The sequence below is a fragment of the Mesorhizobium sp. M1312 genome, from assembly GCF_040318115.1.
Classification (GTDB): Bacteria; Pseudomonadota; Alphaproteobacteria; order Rhizobiales; family Rhizobiaceae; genus Mesorhizobium.
This window is the reverse complement of record NZ_JAMYLQ010000034.1, coordinates 55,609-74,880: the sequence shown is the minus strand read 5'-3', so window position 1 is coordinate 74,880 and position 19,272 is coordinate 55,609. Positions and strand designations below refer to the sequence as shown.

The following is a 19,272-nucleotide window of genomic DNA, read 5'->3' as shown; positions in this document are numbered from 1 at the left end:
GGCATCCCGAACCTCCCAGCGCAAAGCGCGCCAAACTGTTCGCGATGTCCTCGCACACCTGTTCGCGATGTCCCCGGTCCAAACACGGACGATCGGCGGCCAAGGGGCGTAGCTGCCATCACCGCTGCGCTCTCTCGGGTCGAACGCCCGGGGCAGCCCTTTGGGCGACATGCATTACCGATCTTCGAATCCGGTCAGCACGCCGACGGCGTTGATGCCGATTTCCTCGACGGCATAGCCGCCTTCCATAAGGAACAGCGTCGGCAGGCCGAGCTTGGCGATGCGACGGCCAATCTTGGGATAGTCGGCGCTTTTCAGCTTGAACTTGCTGATCGGGTCCTTCTCGAACGTGTCGACGCCGAGCGAGACGACAACGACATCGGGAGCGTAAGTCGCAAGTTTCGCGCAGGCGTCCTCCAGCGAAGCATTCCAGGCGTCCCATGCGGTGCCGAACGGCATGGGATAGTTGACATTGAAGCCTTCGCCGGGCCCGGAGCCGCGCTCGTCGGCATGGCCAAGGAAGAACGGATATTCGGTCATCGGGTCGCCATGCAGGTTCAGCACCTGCACGTCGCCGCGGCCGTAGAAGATCTCCTGCGTGCCGTTGCCGTGATGGTAGTCGACATCGAGGATCGAGACGCGCTTGGCGCCCTGGTCGCGGAACCATTGCGCGGCAACCGCGGCGTTGTTGATGTAGCAATAGCCGCCCATGAAGGCAGCGCCGGCGTGATGGCCGGGCGGGCGGCAGAGCGCGAAGGCTGATATCTCGCCGTCCTTGACCAGGGCGGCGGCAGTCAGCGCCACGTCATAGGACGACTTGATCGCCTCCCAGGTGCCTTCGACGAAGGTGGCGCCCCCGTCGAAGGAATAAAAGCCAAGCAGCGCATCGATGGTTTGGGGGCGCACATCGCCGCGCAAGCCGCGCGTCGGCCAGGTGAAGGGGATGGCCGAACCCGTCCGGCCCGACGCTTCCCAGAGCGGCCATACGGTCGGCAGGAAATCGATGTAGTCGCTGGTATGCACCTTCCTGGCGGCGGCGAGGTCGTGGGTCTCGGGTGGCAGGATCGGGCCGAGCTTTTCGCTCTCCACCCTCGCCTTGATGAACTCGGCGCGCGAGGGCTTTTCGAAGGCCGGCACGATGGCGCCTGAAATGAGTTCGAAATTGCCGGCATGACCGGCGTGGAGAGGGGAGAAAACAGTCTTCATTTTGGCGGCCGACTCGCTCTTCGAGTTGCGTATTTGTCGTTGACGGACTGCTTTGTGGCAGAGAGTTTCAGCGCCGCCAAGAGGCATTCCGGACCGCTGTTGCGAGTGGCAGCAGGCAGCTTGCCAGACGCCAATACTCTGCTAGCCTAAGCTCAAACGGGAGAAACTTATGCCGCCATCGGCCGATCTGATCGTCGAGAACGCCAGCATATTGACGATGGATCCCGATACTCCCCGCGCCGAAGCCATAGCCATCAAGGGCGGCGAAATCATTGCGATCGCAGATCGCGCGACCGTGTTGGAGCACAAGGGACCCGGCACGCGCGTCATCGATGCCGGCCGCGGCTCGGTCGTCCCCGGCTTCATCGAAGCGCATATGCATCTTTTCGCCGGCGCGGCCGAGCTCGATCACCTCCAGCTGATGGGCGTCCACGGTTTCGAGGCGCTTTGCGACGCGGTGCGCAATTATGCCGCAAAGCGGCCGGACCTGCCCATTCTGCAGGCGCAAGGCGCCGACTATACCATCCTGTCGGCGACTGAGCGGGTCAGCCGCCATCACCTCGACCGCATCCTGCCGGACCGGCCCTTCGTCATGGCGGCGCCCGACCACCACACAATGTGGGCCAACACCAAGGCGCTGGAATTGGCCGGCCTGCTGAGAGGCAAGCGGCTTGGTCCGGGCAATGAGATCGTCATGGGCGACGACGGGCTGGCCAGTGGCGAATTGCGCGAGGGCGAGGCTTTTGGGCCGCTGATCGCGCTGGCCGGCGAGGATCGCGTGCGGCTCGGCCTGGCCACCGGCGGCGAGCCTGACCCGAAGCCGACGCCGGCGGAGCAGGCCTCCGACCGGGCGATCATGCGCCGCGGGCTGGAATGGTGTGCCAGACACGGCATCACGTCGATCCAGAACATGGACGGCAATTTGCACCAGCTCGAACTCCTGTCCGAGATCGAGGCCGAAGGCGGCTTGCTCTGCCGGGTGCAGGTGCCGTTCCACTACAAGAATTTCATGACGCTCGACATGCTCGACAAAGCCTCAGCGATGGCTGAGCGCTACAATCGCGAATGGCTGTCGTCGGGCATGGTCAAGGTGTTCTACGACGGCGTGCTCGATTCATGGACGGCGGTTATGGTGGAGCCCTATGCAGATCGTCCGGATTGGCTGGGCGAGCCGCTTTTCACGCGGCAGCAATTCATCGACCTTGCCGTGGCCGTCGACAGACGCGGGCTACAGATGGCGGTGCACTCGATTGGCGACGGTGCCGTGCGCGCCGTGCTCGACGGCTACGAGGCAGCGCAAAAGGCGAATGGCAGGCGCGACAGCCGGCATCGGGTCGAGCATATCGAGGTGGTCACCGCCGCCGACGTACCGCGTTTCGCGAAGCTCGGCGTCATTGCCTCGATGCAGCCACCGCATCCGCCGGGCAGCATGGGCTTGCCGCTGGAACCAACGGTGTCGCGCATCGGGCCCGCCCGCTGGCCGCTGAGCTATGCTTGGCGGACGCTGAAGAATGCCGGCGCGCGCGTCGTCTTCGCCTCCGACTGGCCGGTGTCGCCGATCGATCCGATCCTGGGCATTCAGGCGGCAATGCTGCGCAAACCATGGGCAGACAGCGATCCCGACCAGCGTTTCTCGCTGCATGAGTCGCTCGGCGGCTATACGGTGGAAGGCGCCTATGCCGAGTTCATGGAGCATCGCAAGGGCCGTCTGAAACCCGGCTATTTGGCCGATCTCGTGGTCCTCTCCGGCGACATCGAGGCGACCGTGCCGGAAGCGCTGCATACGGTGCGGCCGGCGACGACGATCTGCGGCGGCAAGATCACTTATCAGGCATGACGGTGGCATGGGAATTGCGTTCTGAACCGACATTCGGATGTACGCTTGCCAAGCCATGCGCCGTGTGCTGACAATCGAGTGGGAACTGGATCCGCCCTGAAGAGCGGACACAAGAATGGGGTAATCGTGCCGGAACAACCGGGTAAAAGTGCAATTGAAGTTCGTGGCGTCCGCAAGGTATTCGGTACCGGGGAGTCACAGGTCGCCGCCCTCGATACGGTTTCGGTGTCGATCCGCGAAAATGAGTTCTTCACGCTGCTTGGTCCGTCCGGCTGCGGGAAGACAACGCTTCTGCGGCTGATCGCCGGCTTCGATTTCCCGAGCGCCGGCGAGATCCTGCTGCATGGCCAGGACATCGCACCGCTGCCGCCGTTCAAGCGGCCGGTCAATACCGTGTTCCAGAATTATGCGCTGTTCCCGCATATGACGGTGGCCGAGAACATCGGCTTCGGCCTCGAAATGCTCGGCAAGCCCAAGGCCGAAGTGAAGGCGCGGGTCGCCGAGATGCTGAAGCTGGTCAAGATGGAGGCGCTCAGCAACCGCCGCACCAGCCAGATTTCCGGCGGCCAGCAGCAGCGCGTGGCGCTGGCGCGGGCTCTGGCGCCGCAGCCGAAAGTGCTGCTGCTCGACGAGCCGCTGTCGGCGCTCGACTTCAAGCTGCGCAAGGAGATGCAGATCGAGCTGAAGCGGCTGCAGCACGAGACCGGAATCACCTTTATCTTCGTCACCCACGACCAGGAAGAAGCGCTAACCATGTCGGACCGCATCGCGGTGATGTCGTCGGGTAAGATCCTGCAGGTCGGAACGCCCTGGGATATCTATGACAAGCCGGCGGAGCGCTTCGTCGCCGACTTTATCGGCGAAACCAATTTCCTGACCGCGGCCATATCAGGCATGGGCAACGGCAAGGCACGCGCAACGCTCAAATCCGGCGCGACGATCGACGCGACCGTGGCTGAGGGCTTCCAGCCGAAGGACAATGCCACCGTGGTGGTCAGACCCGAACATGCCAAGCTGACCAGCGGCAAGGGCGACCTGTCGGGCACGGTCGAAAACATCGTCTATTTCGGCACCGACACACACATCCATGTTCGCCTGGACAGCAGCGAGGCCTTCACCGTGCGCCAGCAGAACACGCGCAGCGCCGGCTGCGGTTTCGAGCGGGGAGACAAGGTCGGCATTTCGATTGGCAACGACGCCGCACAAGTGCTGAGGGACTGATGGCGAGCGCGGAAGAAGTCGCCAAGGAAGCCGAACGCAGAGATATCCGCGATCGCTGGCTGCTGTCAGCGCCGGCACTGATCATCATCTTTCTGGCGGCGACCGGCCCGCTGCTGATCGTCGTGATCTATTCGTTCCTGACGCCGGGCCCCTACGGCGACGTGGTTTGGAAATTCTCCACGGACGGCTGGCTGTCGGTGTTGATGCAGCGTGACATCTTCGACGACACGCTGGCCTTCGCCGACGCGCATCTGTCGATCTTCTGGCGCTCGGCCAAGCTGTCGTTCCTGACGACGATCTTCACGCTGCTGTTTGGCTTCCCGACCGCCTATTTCATCGCCACCCGGCCCGCGCGACAGCGCAACATCTGGCTGTTCCTGATCACCATCCCGTTCTGGACCAATCTGCTGATCCGCACCTTCGCCATCCAGGAGGTGATCCGCAACGAGGGCATCGTGAACACGTTGCTGATCAAGCTCGGCATCATCAGCCAGCCGATCCAGATGATGTTCACCGATTTCGCGCTGATGGTCGGCATGACCTATGTCTATCTGCCGCTGATGGTGCTGCCGCTCTATGCCAGCATGGAAAAGATCGACTTCCGGCTGGTCGAGGCGGGTTACGACCTCTACGCCAACCGATTCCAGGTGCTGAGGCGTGTCATCATCCCGCTGGTCAAGCCTGGCATCATCGCCGGCTCGATCCTCGTCTTCATCCCGGCGCTGGGCGCCTATGTCACCCCGCGCGTGCTCGGCGGGTCGAAGAATATGATGCTCGGCAATCTGATCGAGCTGCAGTTCGGGCAAGGCCGTAACTGGCCGCTCGGCTCGGCGCTGTCGCTCTCGCTGATGGCGATCGTGATGGTCGCGCTGCTCTTCTATGTCCGTTCCGCCGGGCGCCAGGGCGGCGCGCATGGCTAGCCGCTTCGACATTCGCCGGCAGACCGGCTTCACGACCATCGCGATGATCTGCTTTTTCGCGCTGTACCTGCCGATCGTCACGGTTGTCGTCTATGCCTTCAACGCAGGCAGTTCGATCGCGATCTGGGAAGGCGTGTCGCTGCGCTGGTTCTACCAGGCCTGGAACAACGGCCAGGTCGTCGATGCCTCGATCCGGTCGCTGCAAATCGCTTCGGTCGCCGCGACTATTGCCACGATCGTCGCCACCATGGCTGCACTCGCGACGACCCGGACGAAGCCCTATCCCGGCCTCGGCTTCAAATACGCCTTCATCAACCAGCCGCTGATGGTGCCGGAAATCGTCACTGCGGTGGCGTTGCTGATCTTCTTTTCGCGCATCAAGATCTGGACCGGCTATTCGGGGCTGGGCTACCTGATGGCCGCGCACACCGCCTTTTGCATTCCCTTTGCCTATCTGCCGATCCGGGCGCGGCTCGAGAACATGGATCTGTCGTTGGAGATCGCGGCGGCCGACCTCTACGCGACACCCTGGAAGGCTTTTCGGCGCGTCACCTTTCCGCTGCTCTGGCCAGGCATCCTTGCCGGGCTGATGCTGGCCTTCGTCATCTCGCTGGACGACGTCGTCATCACCGAATTCGTCAAGTCCGGCGGCCAGGATACGTTGCCGACTTACATGCTCGGCCAGTTCCGGCGCGTTATCACGCCGGAAATCAACGCGATTTCGACGGTGTTCCTGCTGATCTCAATATTGATCGTCACCGTCTTCTTTTTCATCAGCAGGAAAAAGGATCAGGATTGACAGGAGAGAAACGATGAATTGGAAACTGACTGCGACGGCGCTCAGCGCCGCGCTGTTCGCCTCGGCGGGTGTCGCCCGCGCCGACGGCGAACTCAACATCTACAATTGGGGCAACTACACCAGCCCCGACCTCATCAAGAAATTCGAGGAAAAATACAAGGTCAAGGTGACAGTCACCGACTACGATTCCAACGACACGGCGCTCGCCAAGATCAGGCAGGGCGGCAGCGGCTTCGACATCGTGGTGCCTTCGGCGAGCTTCGTGCCGATCTGGATCCAGGAAGGGCTGCTCTTGGAGACAGAGCCCAGCAAGATGGAGAACTTCAAGAACATGGACCCGAAATGGGTCGACGTTCCTTTCGATCCGGGCCGCAAATACACCGTGCCGTGGCAATGGGGCACGACAGGCGTCACAGTCAACACCTCGGTCTACAAGGGCGATCCCAACACCTCGGCCATCTTCTTGGACCCGCCGCAGGAACTGGTCGGCAAGATCAACGTCGTTCCCGAAATGGCCGATGTCATGCATCTCGCCATCAGATATGTCGGCGGCGAGCCCTGCACCGGCGACAAGGAGGTGCTGAAGAAGGTGCGCGATGCACTGGTGGCGGCAAAGCCGAAATGGATCTCCATGGACTACGGCACGGTCGAGAAGTTCGCCAAGGGCGACTTCGCCGCCAGCGTCGACTGGAACGGCGCATCCTTCCGCTCCCGCCTGCAGAACAAGGACATCGTCTATGGCTATCCGAAGGAGGGCTATCCGATCTGGATGGACAATCTCGCGGTGCTGAAGGACGCCAAGAACGTCGAAAACGCCAAGCTGTTCCAGAACTTCATCATGGATCCAAAGAACGCCGCGATGATCTCATCTTTCGCGCGCTACGCCAACGGCATTAAGGGATCGGAAGCCTTCATGCCTGAGGACATGAAAACGGCGCCGGAGGTCAATATCCCCGCCGAGTTCGTCGACAAGGGCAAGTTCATGCTGAACTGCGCGCCCGAGGTGCAGGCACTCTACACCAGGATCTGGACCGAACTGCAGAAGTGATCGCAGTACCATTGACCCGGCAGCCATGGCTGCCGGGTCCTGTTTGAATCCATCAAGGGATTGCCTTCGACAAGAACCAGCGTCGGGCCGTCTTCCGACGCGCCTGGAGTGCGCCTCCCATGTCCGATCTCGATCTTTGCTACATGCCGGCAACCGAAGCGCTGAAGCGCTTCAAGGCAAAGAAGCTCTCACCGGTCGAACTGATGGAAGCGGTCATCAGCCAGGCCGAGGCGACGAAGGACACGGTCAACGCTTTCACCAACACACATTTCGACGAGGCGATGGCGCTGGCCAAAAAAGCCGAGGCGAAATACGCCAAGGGCAAGAAGACAGGCCCGCTCGAAGGCCTGCCCATCGGCATCAAGGACGAGAGCTACATCAAGGGCAAGCCGACCACCGGTGGCTCGCTGATCACCAGGGATTTCGTTGCCGACGCCAGCTCGACCATAAACGAACGCATCATCGAGGCGGGCGGCATCGTCCATGCACGCACGGCGACGCCGGAGTTCTCCTGCGCGACCTACACATGGTCCAGGTTATGGGGTGTCACCCGCAATCCGTGGAATCCCAAGTTCACACCCGGAGGCTCGTCGGGCGGCTCGGGTGCCTCGCTCGCCTCCGGCAAGTCGTCGATCGCCACAGGTTCCGACATCGGCGGCTCAATCCGCATCCCGGCATCGGCCTGCGGTGTCGTCGGCTACAAGCCGCCCTATGGCCGCAACCCGGACGACCGCCCTTCAATCTCGACTTCTACTGCCACACTGGGCCGCTGGCACGCACGGTGGAGGATGCGATCCTGCTACAGAACGTCATGACCGGTCCCAGTCCGCTGGACATAGCGTCGCTCCGGCCGAAGCTGACGCTGCCGACCAGGTTCAAGCCGATCAAGGGCTGGAAGATCGGCTATTCGATGGATCTCGGCGGCTTCGAGGTCGATCCGGAAGTGGTGAAGAACACGAAGAAAGCGCTCGACGTGTTCCGCTCGCTGGGTGCCGAGGTCGAGGAGGTCGATCTCGGCTGGGGACCAGAGGTCCTGGAGGCCGGGCTCGCCTATCTGAACCATTTGTTCGGTGCGTTCCTGTCGAAACTGCTGCCCGACCATGCCGACGAGATGACGACCTACGCCCGCAAGTTCGCCGAGGAGGGAGCACTATCCAAGGCGACCGATTTCGTCGGCAGCCTGGAAGTGGCTGGCCGCATGTACATGACGCTCGGGCCGCTGCTCGAAAAGTACAATGTGCTGATCTGCCCGACCACGGCTCTGCCGTCGGTGCCGGCAGACTATGACCAATCGAAAGACGAGATCAGGATCAACGGCAAGCTGGTCAATCCCTCGCTGGGCTGGGTGATGACGACGCCATTCAACACGATGAGCCGTTGTCCGGTGCTGTCGGTTCCATCCGGCCACGCAAAGAACGGCGTGCCGACCGGTATCCAGATCGTCGGCCGCACCTATAGCGACGAAGATGTGTTCCGCGCCGGCATGGCCTATGAGAAAGCAGTTGGTGGCTGGTACGGAGAAAAGACGCGTCGGCCGAAACTAGACGGACGGCACGACCGCACTGAAAGCAAAACCGTCGGGACACCGCGGGACGACACTTCCCGGAGCATGCAATGACCTCCTACCGTAACAGTGAACCGATGCCGCCGATCATGCAGGGCTCGCCGCCCAAGATGGTGCCGCCGAAGCTCGACTGGGACAGGGAACCCTGGAATCGGTGGGCGTTCCAGCACATCCGCGAAATTCTGCCGACCGTCGAAGTCTGGCGCGGCAATGGCCATCGCCAGCGGTTCGAGCGAGCTGAAATCGATCTCGATGCATTGCCGGTGAGCGACAGCACGGGGCAGTCTGCGACGCTGGCCGGGCTGCTGGACGAAACCTATACGGACGGGCTTCTCGTGCTCAAGGACGGCAAGGTCGCCTATGAGCGCTATTTCAACGGCATGACCGAGCGCACGCTGCATCTGTCGCAGTCGATGGCGAAGTCGGTCACGGGCTCGGTGTTCGGCATACTGGCCGGGCGCGGGCTGATCGATCCGGCCTCGCCGGTGACGACCTATCTGCCGGAACTCGGCGCCACCGGCTGGGCCGGCGCAAAAGTGAAGCATGTGCTCGATATGACGACAGGCGTGCGCTTTTCCGAGGAATACACCGACCGCTATTCCGACATCGGCCAGGTCGATGTCGCCAGCGGCTGGAAACCGGTGCCGCCGGGCAGCGATCCGGCCTTCGAATGGCCGTCGCATATGTTCGAATTGATCCTGCGGCTCAAGGAGACAAGCCGGCCGCACGGCGCTGCCTTCGAATACCGTTCGATCGAGACCGACGTGCTCGCCTTCATCATGGAACGGGTAACCGGCAAGCGGCTGGCGCAGCTGGTTTCGGAAGAACTCTGGCAAAAGCTCGGGGCGGATGAAAGCGCCTGCTTCACCGTCGACAGCGCCGGCTACGCCGTCGCCGATGGCGGCTTCAACGCCACGCTGCGCGACTATGGCCGCTTCGGCCAGCTGATCCTCGACAATGGCGGCGGTGTGGTGCCGGCCGACTGGATCGAAGCGACGCGCAACGGCAGGCATGGACCGGACTTCAATCCCAGCCTGCCGGAAGGCAGCTACCGCAACCAATTCTGGATCGAAGACCCGCGCTCACGCGCGCTGATGTGCCGGGGCGTGTTCGGGCAGCTGATCCATATCGACTGGAACACGAGAACGACCGTGGTGAAGCTTTCGAGCTACCCGGATTTCACCAACATCGCCTACTCGGTGGCGACGATGAAAGCCGTGCACGCGATCGCCGCCGCGCTGGCCTAAGTTCCTAAGAAACCGGAAGGAAACGCATGACCGGCAAGACCGCGTTCGAGACCAGATATGGCTTTGGCCGCAACCAAGTGCTGCTCGGCAACTGGCGCGAAAGCCCGTTCAGCCGGTGGTCGTTCCAGAACGTTGGCGAGTTGGTGCCGAGCGCACGCGTGCCAGCCGTGCCGGGCAATGGCGAAATACCGGTTCAGGATTTCGGCGGGCTGCTTGACGAAAAGGTTACTCTAGCTGGTGGACCGGAGACCGTGGCCGCCTTTCTCACGCGTTCCGATACCGACGCGCTGACGATCATGAAAGCCGGCAATATCGTCGCCGACTGGTTCGCACCGCATATGGAGTTCGGCGCCCGCCACATCATCTTCTCGATCAGCAAATCGCTGACCGCCATTCTGGCCGGCATATTGGAAGGCGAGGGGATCTTTGATCCGCAGGGCCCGGTGACCCGCTATCTGCCGGAAGCCGCCGGCTCGGCCTATGGCGATGCCAGCGTGCGGCATGTGCTCGACATGACCGTCAGCCTCGACTTCGAAGAAGCCTATCTCGATCCGGAGAGCGCCTTTGCCCGCTATCGCCGTGCGACGCTGTGGAATCCGGGTGGCGGCACGGAAGGCCTGGCCGACTTCATCCTGACGCTGCAGCGCCTTGCCGAGCCGCATGGCCGGACCTTCCGCTACCGCTCGCCCAATTCCGACCTGCTCGGCATCCTGCTCGAACGCGCGTCCGGCCAGCGCTTCGCCGAGTTGATGCACGAGAAATTGTGGCTGCCGCTCGGCGCAGCCAGCGAAGCTGCGGTGACAGTCGACAGGGCGGGCATTGCGCGCACGGCCGGCGGCATTTCGGTGACGCCGCGCGATCTGGCGCGGGTCGGCGAGATGATGCGGCAAGGCGGCACGGCCAATGGCCGCCGCATCGTGCCGGAAGCATGGGTGCGCGACACTGTCAGCACAGGCGGAGACACCGCGGCCTGGCAGCGTGGCACCATGGCGTTCCTCTTTCCACAAGGCCGCTACCGCAACAAATGGTATCAGACGGGCGCGGCCAGCGGCGGCTTCTGCGGCATCGGCATCCACGGCCAGTGGCTCTACGTCGATCCGAAAGCGGAGGTCGTCATCGCAAAGATGTCGTCGCAGCCGGAGCCAGTCGACGAGCCGCTCGATGTCGATATGGTCGCTTTCTTCGAGGCACTGAGCCGGATGGTCTGAGCCGATCCAGGCTGACCGCGATGGCAGCTTTCCTGTGGACCTGTCAGGGTGATCGAAAACGCCGCGGTTGGCGGAGCGACGCTCTGAGCTTATGGTCGCCGCTCTTTTCGACAGGACAGCAGGAACGACATGGCATCCGACATCAAGCGCATCGCAGCAATCATCGCAGCCGAGATCACTGCGCGGCCCGAACAGGCCGCGGCGGCGATCGGGCTGCTGGACGAAGGTGCGACGGTGCCGTTCGTGGCGCGCTACCGCAAGGAAGTCACCGGCGGCCTGGACGACACGCAACTGCGCCTGCTTGCCGAGCGGCTCGCCTATCTGCGCGAGCTCGACGCGCGCCGCGAAACCATTCTCGGTTCGATCCGCGAGCAGGGCAAGCTGACTGAAGAGCTTGAAACCAAGATCGCGGCGGCCGTCACCAAGGCGGAACTCGAAGACATCTATCTGCCCTACAAGCCGAAGCGCCGGACCAAGGCCGAGATCGCGCGAGAGCGTGGCTTGGGGCCGCTGGCAGAGGCTATCCTCGCCGACCGCGCGGCGGTGCCCGCCGAACTGGCGCTGGCCTACATCAGTGAAGAGGTGGCCGATGCCAAGGCGGCGCTCGAGGGCGCGCGCGATATCCTGTCCGAGCAGTTCGCCGAGAATGCCGATCTGGTCGGCAGACTGCGGACCTACATGAAGGAGCGCGCCTTCATGCGGTCACGCGTCGTCGACGGCAAGCAGGAGGCCGGCGCGAAGTTCTCCGACTATTTCGACCATGTCGAGCGCTGGGCCAACGTGCCGAGCCATCGCGCGCTGGCGATGCTGCGCGGCCGCAAGGAAGAGGTGCTGTCGCTCGACATCGAGGTCGATGCCGACGACGCGTCCCCGGTGAAGCCGGTTGAGCGGATGATTGCTGACGCCTACGCCATCGGCCGACAGCTGCCGGGCGACCGCTGGCTGATGGAGGTGGCCGGCTGGACCTGGCGGATAAAGCTGTCGCTGCACCTGACGCTCGATTTGATGCGGGATCTGCGCGAGCGGGCCGAGGAGGAGGCGATCCACGTCTTCGCCCGCAATCTGAAGGATTTGCTGCTCGCAGCACCGGCCGGCTCGCGCGCCACGATGGGCCTCGACCCCGGCATCCGCACCGGCGTCAAGGTGGCGGTGGTGGACGGCACTGGCAAGCTGCTGGCGACGACGACGGTCTATCCGTTTCCACCGAAGAACGATGTGCGGGGCACGCAAGCCGAACTGGCGAAGCTCATCCACCTGCATAAGGTCGAGTTGATTTCCATCGGCAATGGCACCGGCAGCCGCGAGACGGAAAGGCTGGTCGCCGACATGCTGTCGGACATGCCTGCTGATTCGGGGCCGAAGCCGCTTAAGGTGATCGTCAGCGAGGCCGGTGCCTCGGTTTATTCCGCCTCGGCAACGGCGGCCGCGGAATTTCCCGGCCTCGACGTGTCGCTGCGCGGCGCGGTGTCGATCGCGCGACGTCTGCAGGATCCGCTCGCCGAACTGGTCAAGATCGAGCCGAAGTCGATCGGCGTCGGCCAGTATCAGCATGACGTCGATCAGTATCGGCTCGGCCGCTCGCTGGAAGCGGTGGTCGAAGACGCGGTCAATGCCGTCGGCGTCGACCTCAACACCGCCTCGGCGCCGCTGCTGGCGCGGGTTTCGGGCCTTGGTACATCGCTGGCCGAAGCGATCATCGCTCACCGTGATGCGGCGGGCCCTTTCGCCAGCCGTCGTGACCTGTTGAAGGTGGCGCGGCTCGGACCCCGCGCCTTCGAGCAATGCGCCGGCTTCCTGCGCATTCCCAACGGCACCGAACCGCTCGATGCCTCGGCCGTGCATCCGGAAGCCTATGGTGTGGCGAAAAAGATCGTTGCGGCCTGCGGACGTGACCCCCGCTCGCTGATGGGCGACAGTGCCGCTCTCAAGGCGCTTGATCCGCGTGTCTTCGTCGATGATCGGTTCGGCCTGCCAACGGTGCGAGATATACTGGCGGAACTGGAAAGCCCGGCCGCGACCCGCGCCCCGGTTTCAAGACCGCGACCTTTGCCGATGGCGTCGACGACATCAAGGATCTGAAGCCGGGAATGCTGCTGGAAGGCACCGTCACCAATGTCGCGGCGTTCGGCGCTTTCATCGATATCGGTGTGCACCAGGACGGGTTGGTGCATGTCTCGCAACTGGCCGACCGTTTCGTCAAGGACGCGCATGAGGTGGTCAAAGCCGGCGACGTGGTCAAGGTGCGTGTCGTCGAGGTCGACATCAAGCGCAAGCGCATCGGCCTGTCGATGCGCAAGGATGGCGAAGGTGGCGCATCGAAGGGACCTCGCGACAATGCCGGCAAACCGGTGCCGCGAGCGCCGGCGCCGCAGCGTCAGCCGGAGCGGCCGGCGCAACAGGGCGCGTTCGGCGCCGCGTTGGCGGATGCGTTGAAGCGGAAGTAGCTATTTCTCCGGCGGCACATGGCCCAGCAGCCAGTCGCGAAAACTGGCGACTGGCGGATGGCAGCGCTTGTCGTGCGGCACGACGAGATAATAGGCGCTGCGGCTTTGCATCGGCCGGCCTGGCGCCGGCACAAGCTGGCCGCGCTGCAACTCGCCTGAGATGAGGACCTGCGGCAACAGCGCCACGCCGAGCCCGGCCATGCAGGCCTGGGCGGCGGTGCCGAACTGCTCGAACTGCATGCCGGGTCCGGTCGGCGCGCTCAAACCCTGGTGCCCGAACCACTCGGTCCATGCGCCGGGCCGCGTCGCCATATGCAGCAGCGGCAGGCGGCCGATGTCGGCGGGTGTGGCAATATCCCGGCTGGCCAGGAATTCGGGCGAGACGACAGGCGCCACCTCTTCGCGTACCAGCAGTGTCGAGTCGGCGTCCGGCCAGTCGGGCAGGCCGAAATGGATGGCGGCATCGAGCCGTTCGCGGGCGAAGTCGAAGCGGCCGATGCGAGTGACGAAATTGATGGTGATGTCGGGGTTGTTTTCAACGAAATCGGGGATGAGTGGCATCAACCAGCGCGTGCCGAAGGTCGGCAGGATGGCGAGGTTCAAGATGCCACTATGCCGATTGCTCATCAATCCCAGGGCCGCGTCGCGCAATTGACCCAGGGCGGCGCGCACCGCTTCGGCATACATCTCGCCTGCCATCGACAGCCGGACATTGCGGCTGTCGCGCTCGAACAGCCGGCGGCCGAACTGGTCCTCCAGAAGCTTGATCTGCCGGCTGACGGCGCCCTGGGTCAGGTCGAGCTCCTGCGCGGCGGCGGTGAAGCTGCCCAACCGGGCCACCGCCTCGAAGGCGGCAAGGGCGCTGATACCGGGCAAAAGGCGGCGCTGCACGTTCATTATCCATTACTATCGCTCATTGATCGCCGAAGCAATTTCGTTTGATTTTTTCGAGCTGGAAGCCGATAAGCCGCGCACTTCAAGATTTTTGTTTTTGCATGTCATTATCTCAAATCCGCCAAGTACCCTCGGGTCAGACCCAGGGCAAGCTTTTGGGCGACGTGCAAGAGTTTGGGAGACCAAGGCCATGGCCGCCGACAAGAATGCATTCGTCTGGGATGATCCTTTCCTGATCGAGAACCAGCTTTCGGAAGACGAACGGATGGTGCGCGACGGTGCAGCGGCATTCGCCGCCGACAAGCTCGCCCCCAGGATCGAGCAAGCCTATCTCGAGGAAAAGACCGATGCCGGGATCTTTCGCGAGATGGGCGAGGCGGGTCTGCTCGGCATCACCATCCCGGAAGAATATGGCGGGCTCGGCGCCAACTACGTCACCTATGGGCTGGTGGCGCGCGAAGTCGAGCGCATCGACTCGGGCTATCGCTCGATGATGAGCGTGCAGTCGTCGCTGGTGATGTATCCGATCCATGCCTATGGCTCGGACGCGCAGCGCAAAAAATACCTGCCGAAGTTGGCGTCAGGCGAATGGATCGGCTGCTTCGGCCTGACCGAGCCGGATGCCGGTTCCGATCCGGGCGGCATGAAGACGCGGGCCGAGAAGACTGCGAATGGCTACAAGATCTCGGGCTCGAAAATGTGGATCTCCAACGCGCCGATCGCCGACGTGTTTGTTGTCTGGGCAAAATCTGCGGCGCACGACAACGAGATTCGCGGCTTCGTGCTGGAAAAAAGCATGAAGGGGCTTTCGGCGCCGAAGATCGGCGGAAAACTCAGTCTTCGCGCGTCGATCACCGGCGAAGTGGTGATGGAAGGCGTCGAGGTCGGCGAGGACGCGCTGCTGCCGAATGTGTCGGGCTTGAAGGGGCCTTTCGGCTGTCTCAACCGGGCGCGCTACGGCATCTCCTGGGGTGCGATGGGCGCGGCGGAAGATTGCTGGCACCGGGCCCGCCAATATGGCCTCGACCGCAAGCAGTTCGGCAAGCCGCTGGCCGGCACGCAGCTTTTCCAGAAGAAGCTCGCCGACATGCAGACCGAGATCGCGCTGGGGCTGCAGGGCAGCCTGCGCGTCGGGCGGCTGATGGATGAAGGCAAGATGGCGCCGGAGATGATCTCGATCGTCAAGCGCAACAATTGCGGCAAGGCGCTCGACATTGCCCGCCAGGCCCGTGACATGCATGGCGGCAACGGCATCCAGATCGGCTACCATGTCATGCGCCACGCGCAGAACCTGGAGACGGTCAACACCTATGAGGGCACGCATGACGTGCATGCGCTGATCCTTGGACGGGCGCAGACGGGGTTGCAGGCGTTTTTCTGAGCGACCCTAGGCCGGCAACGCTGCTTAATTTAGGTGCAGCGCAACATCTCTGCTTGGAGAATGGCCAGCATTTGTGTCAGGGTTCGGGGAATTCGTTTGAAACGCCGACTTTCGGGGCCCCATGGCAATTCTGGCAGCCGTCTACCACCTGACCCATTACAAATATGACCGGCCGGTCGTTCTCGGCCCCCAGGTCATCAGGCTGCAGCCGGCGCCGCATTCCCGCACCAAGGTGCTCAGTCATTCGCTGAAGGTCGAGCCGGCCAACCATTTCGTCAATCTGCAGCAGGACCCCTACGGCAATTTCCTAGCGCGTTTCGTGTTTCCGGAACCTGTGACGGAACTGAAGATCGAGGTCGACCTCGTTGCCGACATGACGGTCTACAATCCGTTCGATTTCTTCGTCGAGCCGTCGGCCGAGACCTTTCCGTTCGAATATCCGGAAGAGATCAGCGACGATCTCGCCATCTACCGGACGCCGGAGCCGGCTGGACCGCTGCTGGCGGCGTTCCTGCAAACCATCGATCGCAGCGCTACCAACACCGTCAATTTCGTCGTCGACCTCAATGCGCGGCTGCAGCGCGAGATCGCCTATATCGTGCGCATGGAAACCGGCGTCTTTTCGCCGGAGGAGACGCTTGCCGCCAAAAAAGGCTCATGCCGCGATACGAGCTGGCTGCTGGTGCAGGTCCTGAGGAACGTCGGTATCGCCGCGCGCTTCGTTTCCGGCTACCTGATCCAGCTGAAGCCCGACCTCGTCGCGCTTGACGGACCGCCCGGCACTGCCGTCGACTTCACCGACCTGCATGCCTGGTGCGAGGTCTATCTGCCGGGTGCCGGCTGGATTGGTTTCGACCCGACCTCCGGGCTGCTTACCGGCGAAAGCCATGTGCCGCTGGCGGCCACCCCGCATTTCCGCAACGCCGCGCCCATTTCCGGCATGGCAAGCTTCGCCAATGTCGAGTTCGGCTTCGACATGCGGGTCGACCGCATCGCCGAGCACCCGCGCATCACCAAGCCGTTCTCCGACGAAAGCTGGCAGGCGCTCGACGCGTTGGGCGTCCAGGTCGACGCCGCGCTCGAGGCCGGGGACGTGCGGCTGACCATGGGCGGCGAGCCGACCTTCGTGTCGATCGACGATTTCGAGGCGGACGAGTGGAACACCGCCGCCGTCGGCCCGACAAAACGCGAAAAGGCCGATGCGCTGATCCGCCGGCTGCGTGAGCGTTTCGCGCCGGGCGGCTTCCTGCATTACGGTCAGGGCAAGTGGTATCCGGGCGAAAGCCTGCCGCGCTGGACGTTCTCGCTTTACTGGCGCGCCGACGGCGAGCCGGTGTGGAGCGATCCGTCACTGATCGCACGGGAAAACAGCGAAGCAGATGTCGGACCGAAGCAGGCTGAAAGCCTGCTGACGACGATTGCCGATGAACTCGGCGTCGACAAAACCATGGTCAGCGAAGCCTATGAGGACCCGGCTGAGTGGCTGCTCAAGGAAGGCAAGCTGCCCGACAATGTCGACCCGTCCAATTCGAAGCTGGAAGACCCGGAAGAGCGCAGCCGCATGGCAAAAGTGTTCGAACGCGGCCTGACCAAGCCGTCGGGTTATGTACTGCCTGTCCAGCGCTGGAACAGCCAGGCGTCGGGGCCGCGTTGGCGTTCGGAGAAATGGAAGACGCGGCGCGGCCGGCTGTTCCTGGTGCCGGGCGATTCACCGGTCGGCTACCGCCTGCCGCTGGGCACGCTTCCCTATGTGCCGCCGGCGCAGTTCCCCTACATCGTGCCGGTTGATCCGTCGCTGCCGCGCGGACCATTGCCGGCGCGCGAGGCTATTTTGCCTGAGGCCGCTCCTTTGCCAGAGGCTGCCCCGGCCGAATTGGAAGGCGCCGACGAAATGGCGCGCCGCCAGCAGGCGGCTTCTTTTACGGCTGTTGCCGGTCAGCAGGACCGTGTCGAGCAGAAAATCACCGAGATCGGCGGCGCGGTGCGCACAGCGCTGTCGGTCGAGCCGCGCGACGGACGGCTTTGTGTGTTCATGCCGCCGGTCGAGGCGCTGGAGGATTATCTCGAACTGGTCGCGGCGGCCGAGAACGCGGCAAAGGCGATCGGCCTGCCGGTGCATATCGAGGGCTACGGCCCGCCGCACGATCCGCGCCTCAACGTCATAAGGGTGGCTCCGGATCCCGGTGTCATCGAGGTGAATATCCATCCAGCTGCGAACTGGCAGGACTGCGTGGCAACCACCACCGCGATCTACGAGGAAGCGCGGCAGACACGGCTTGGCGCCGACAAGTTCATGATCGACGGCCGCCACACCGGCACCGGCGGTGGCAACCATGTCGTCGTCGGCGGTGCGACGCCCAACGACAGTCCGTTCCTGCGCCGCCCCGACCTGCTGAAAAGCCTTGTCCTGCAATGGCAGCGGCATCCGTCGCTGTCCTATCTGTTCTCGGGCCTGTTCATCGGCCCGACCAGCCAGGCGCCGCGTTTCGACGAGGCGCGCCACGATTCGCTCTACGAGCTCGAGATCGCGATGGCGCAGGTGCCGCATCCGGACAAGGGGCAGGCCCCGCTGCCGTGGCTGGTCGACCGGCTGTTCCGCAACCTTCTGACCGACGTAACGGGGAACACCCACCGTTCGGAAATCTGCATCGACAAGCTGTTTTCGCCGGACGGGCCGACTGGCCGGCTGGGGCTGGTCGAGTTCCGCGGCTTCGAGATGCCGCCCAATGCGCGCATGAGCCTCTCGCAGCAATTGCTGGTGCGCGCCATCATCGCCCGCGCCTGGAAAAACCCACTCGATGGCCGCTTCGTGCGCTGGGGCACGTCGCTGCATGACCGTTTCATGCTGCCGCACTATGTCTGGGCTGATTTTCTCGACGTGCTGGACGATCTCAAGCTGAACGGCTTCGAGTTTCGTCCCGAATGGTTCGACGCGCAGCTCGAATTCCGCTTTCCATTCTGCGGCGAGGTCCAGCATGCCGGCATCAAGCTGGAACTGCGGCAAGCGCTGGAGCCATGGCATGTTATGGGCGAGCAGGGTGCCATCGGCGGAACCGTGCGCTTCGTCGATTCCTCGGTCGAGCGGCTGCAGGTGAAGACCGAAGGGCTCAACCCGGAGCGTCACGCCGTCGTCTGCAACGGCCGCATCGTGCCGATGAAGGTGACCGACACCAGGGAGATCGCGGTGGCGGGCGTCCGCTTCAAGGCCTGGCAACCGGCATCGGGGCTGCATCCCGCGCTGCCGGTCAACACGCCGCTGGTCTTCGACATCTACGATCGCTGGTCGGGCCGGGCGGTCGGCGGCTGCGTCTACCATGTCGCGCATCCCGGCGGGCGCAGCTACGACACCTTCCCTGTCAATGGCAACGAAGCGGAGGCGCGGCGGCTCGCCCGCTTCGAGCCACGCGGCCATACGCCGTCCGGCTACGTGCTGCGCGACGAACAAGCATCTGAGGATTTTCCGATGACCCTTGACCTGCGGCGACCTGCAAGACTCTGATCAG

Annotated in this window: 13 protein-coding genes and 1 pseudogene; 12 read left to right on the top strand and 2 right to left on the bottom strand. The window is 63.4% G+C overall.

Going from position 1 to position 19,272, the window contains the following annotated elements:
- Positions 1–174: 174 nt before the first annotated feature.
- Positions 175–1,206, bottom strand: coding sequence for a histone deacetylase family protein (locus NKH36_RS29255; protein ID WP_352964442.1), 1,032 nt, complete (start codon positions 1,204–1,206; stop codon positions 175–177).
- 169 nt (positions 1,207–1,375) lie between these two features.
- Here NKH36_RS29255 and NKH36_RS29250 point away from each other — a divergent pair, with 169 nt between their 5' ends.
- From NKH36_RS29250 to NKH36_RS29205, 10 genes and pseudogenes are all read left to right on the top strand, one after another.
- Complete coding sequence (locus tag NKH36_RS29250; RefSeq protein ID WP_352964439.1) at positions 1,376–3,043, top strand: amidohydrolase; 1,668 nt, start codon at positions 1,376–1,378, stop codon at positions 3,041–3,043.
- A gap of 126 nt (positions 3,044–3,169) precedes the next feature.
- Positions 3,170–4,264, top strand: a complete 1,095-nt coding sequence (locus NKH36_RS29245) for an ABC transporter ATP-binding protein (RefSeq protein ID WP_352964436.1) — start codon at positions 3,170–3,172, stop codon at positions 4,262–4,264.
- Complete coding sequence (locus tag NKH36_RS29240) at positions 4,264–5,184, top strand: ABC transporter permease (RefSeq protein ID WP_352964433.1); 921 nt, start codon at positions 4,264–4,266, stop codon at positions 5,182–5,184. Before NKH36_RS29245 ends, NKH36_RS29240 begins: the two co-directional genes overlap by 1 nt.
- On the top strand, positions 5,177–5,983 hold the full coding sequence (locus NKH36_RS29235; protein WP_352964430.1) for an ABC transporter permease: 807 nt from the start codon (positions 5,177–5,179) through the stop codon (positions 5,981–5,983). Before NKH36_RS29240 ends, NKH36_RS29235 begins: the two co-directional genes overlap by 8 nt.
- 13 nt (positions 5,984–5,996) lie before the next feature.
- Entirely contained in the window at positions 5,997–7,031 is a 1,035-nt protein-coding gene (locus NKH36_RS29230; protein ID WP_352964427.1) for an ABC transporter substrate-binding protein, read from the top strand.
- A gap of 119 nt (positions 7,032–7,150) precedes the next feature.
- The gene (locus NKH36_RS29225; protein ID WP_352964424.1) at positions 7,151–7,846 is read left to right on the top strand and encodes an amidase family protein; all 696 of its coding nucleotides are present in this window, start codon (positions 7,151–7,153) and stop codon (positions 7,844–7,846) included.
- Positions 7,843–8,649: an amidase family protein gene (locus NKH36_RS29220; protein WP_352964422.1), complete on the top strand. Its 807-nt coding sequence runs from the start codon at positions 7,843–7,845 to the stop codon at positions 8,647–8,649. The genes NKH36_RS29225 and NKH36_RS29220 overlap by 4 nt, the downstream gene beginning before the upstream one ends.
- Positions 8,646–9,842: a serine hydrolase domain-containing protein gene (locus tag NKH36_RS29215; RefSeq protein WP_352964419.1), complete on the top strand. Its 1,197-nt coding sequence runs from the start codon at positions 8,646–8,648 to the stop codon at positions 9,840–9,842. The genes NKH36_RS29220 and NKH36_RS29215 overlap by 4 nt, the downstream gene beginning before the upstream one ends.
- A gap of 26 nt (positions 9,843–9,868) precedes the next feature.
- Complete coding sequence (locus NKH36_RS29210) at positions 9,869–11,050, top strand: serine hydrolase domain-containing protein (protein WP_352964416.1); 1,182 nt, start codon at positions 9,869–9,871, stop codon at positions 11,048–11,050.
- 129 nt (positions 11,051–11,179) lie between these two features.
- Positions 11,180–13,494: pseudogene (locus NKH36_RS29205) on the top strand (Tex family protein).
- On the opposite strand, the gene NKH36_RS29200 reads toward NKH36_RS29205, so the two are convergent.
- Positions 13,495–14,391 (bottom strand): LysR family transcriptional regulator, encoded by an 897-nt coding sequence (locus NKH36_RS29200; RefSeq protein WP_352964413.1) that lies wholly within the window; start codon positions 14,389–14,391, stop codon positions 13,495–13,497. It lies immediately after the preceding pseudogene.
- Positions 14,392–14,578: 187 nt separating this feature from the next.
- Here NKH36_RS29200 and NKH36_RS29195 point away from each other — a divergent pair, with 187 nt between their 5' ends.
- Positions 14,579–15,769 carry an acyl-CoA dehydrogenase gene (locus NKH36_RS29195; RefSeq protein ID WP_352964410.1) on the top strand — a complete coding sequence of 397 codons (1,191 nt, stop codon included), beginning with the start codon at positions 14,579–14,581 and terminating at the stop codon, positions 15,767–15,769.
- A 121-nt stretch (positions 15,770–15,890) separates the two neighbouring features.
- Positions 15,891–19,268, top strand: coding sequence for a transglutaminase family protein (locus tag NKH36_RS29190; protein ID WP_352964408.1), 3,378 nt, complete (start codon positions 15,891–15,893; stop codon positions 19,266–19,268).
- The last annotated feature ends 4 nt before the right edge of the window (positions 19,269–19,272 follow it).

Bases quoted from the DNA above. Each gene is read 5' to 3' on its own strand.
- NKH36_RS29190 (WP_352964408.1), top strand. From the start codon at position 15,891: ATGGCAATTCTGGCAGCCGTCTACCACCTGACCCATTACAAATATGAC.
- NKH36_RS29250 (WP_352964439.1), top strand. From the start codon at position 1,376: ATGCCGCCATCGGCCGATCTGATCGTCGAGAACGCCAGCATATTGACG.
- NKH36_RS29210 (WP_352964416.1), top strand. From the start codon at position 9,869: ATGACCGGCAAGACCGCGTTCGAGACCAGATATGGCTTTGGCCGCAAC.
- NKH36_RS29235 (WP_352964430.1), top strand. From the start codon at position 5,177: ATGGCTAGCCGCTTCGACATTCGCCGGCAGACCGGCTTCACGACCATC.
- NKH36_RS29200 (WP_352964413.1), bottom strand. From the start codon at position 14,391: ATGAACGTGCAGCGCCGCCTTTTGCCCGGTATCAGCGCCCTTGCCGCC.
- NKH36_RS29230 (WP_352964427.1), top strand. From the start codon at position 5,997: ATGAATTGGAAACTGACTGCGACGGCGCTCAGCGCCGCGCTGTTCGCC.
- NKH36_RS29220 (WP_352964422.1), top strand. From the start codon at position 7,843: ATGACCGGTCCCAGTCCGCTGGACATAGCGTCGCTCCGGCCGAAGCTG.
- NKH36_RS29255 (WP_352964442.1), bottom strand. From the start codon at position 1,206: ATGAAGACTGTTTTCTCCCCTCTCCACGCCGGTCATGCCGGCAATTTC.
- NKH36_RS29225 (WP_352964424.1), top strand. From the start codon at position 7,151: ATGTCCGATCTCGATCTTTGCTACATGCCGGCAACCGAAGCGCTGAAG.
- NKH36_RS29195 (WP_352964410.1), top strand. From the start codon at position 14,579: ATGGCCGCCGACAAGAATGCATTCGTCTGGGATGATCCTTTCCTGATC.
- NKH36_RS29215 (WP_352964419.1), top strand. From the start codon at position 8,646: ATGACCTCCTACCGTAACAGTGAACCGATGCCGCCGATCATGCAGGGC.
- NKH36_RS29240 (WP_352964433.1), top strand. From the start codon at position 4,264: ATGGCGAGCGCGGAAGAAGTCGCCAAGGAAGCCGAACGCAGAGATATC.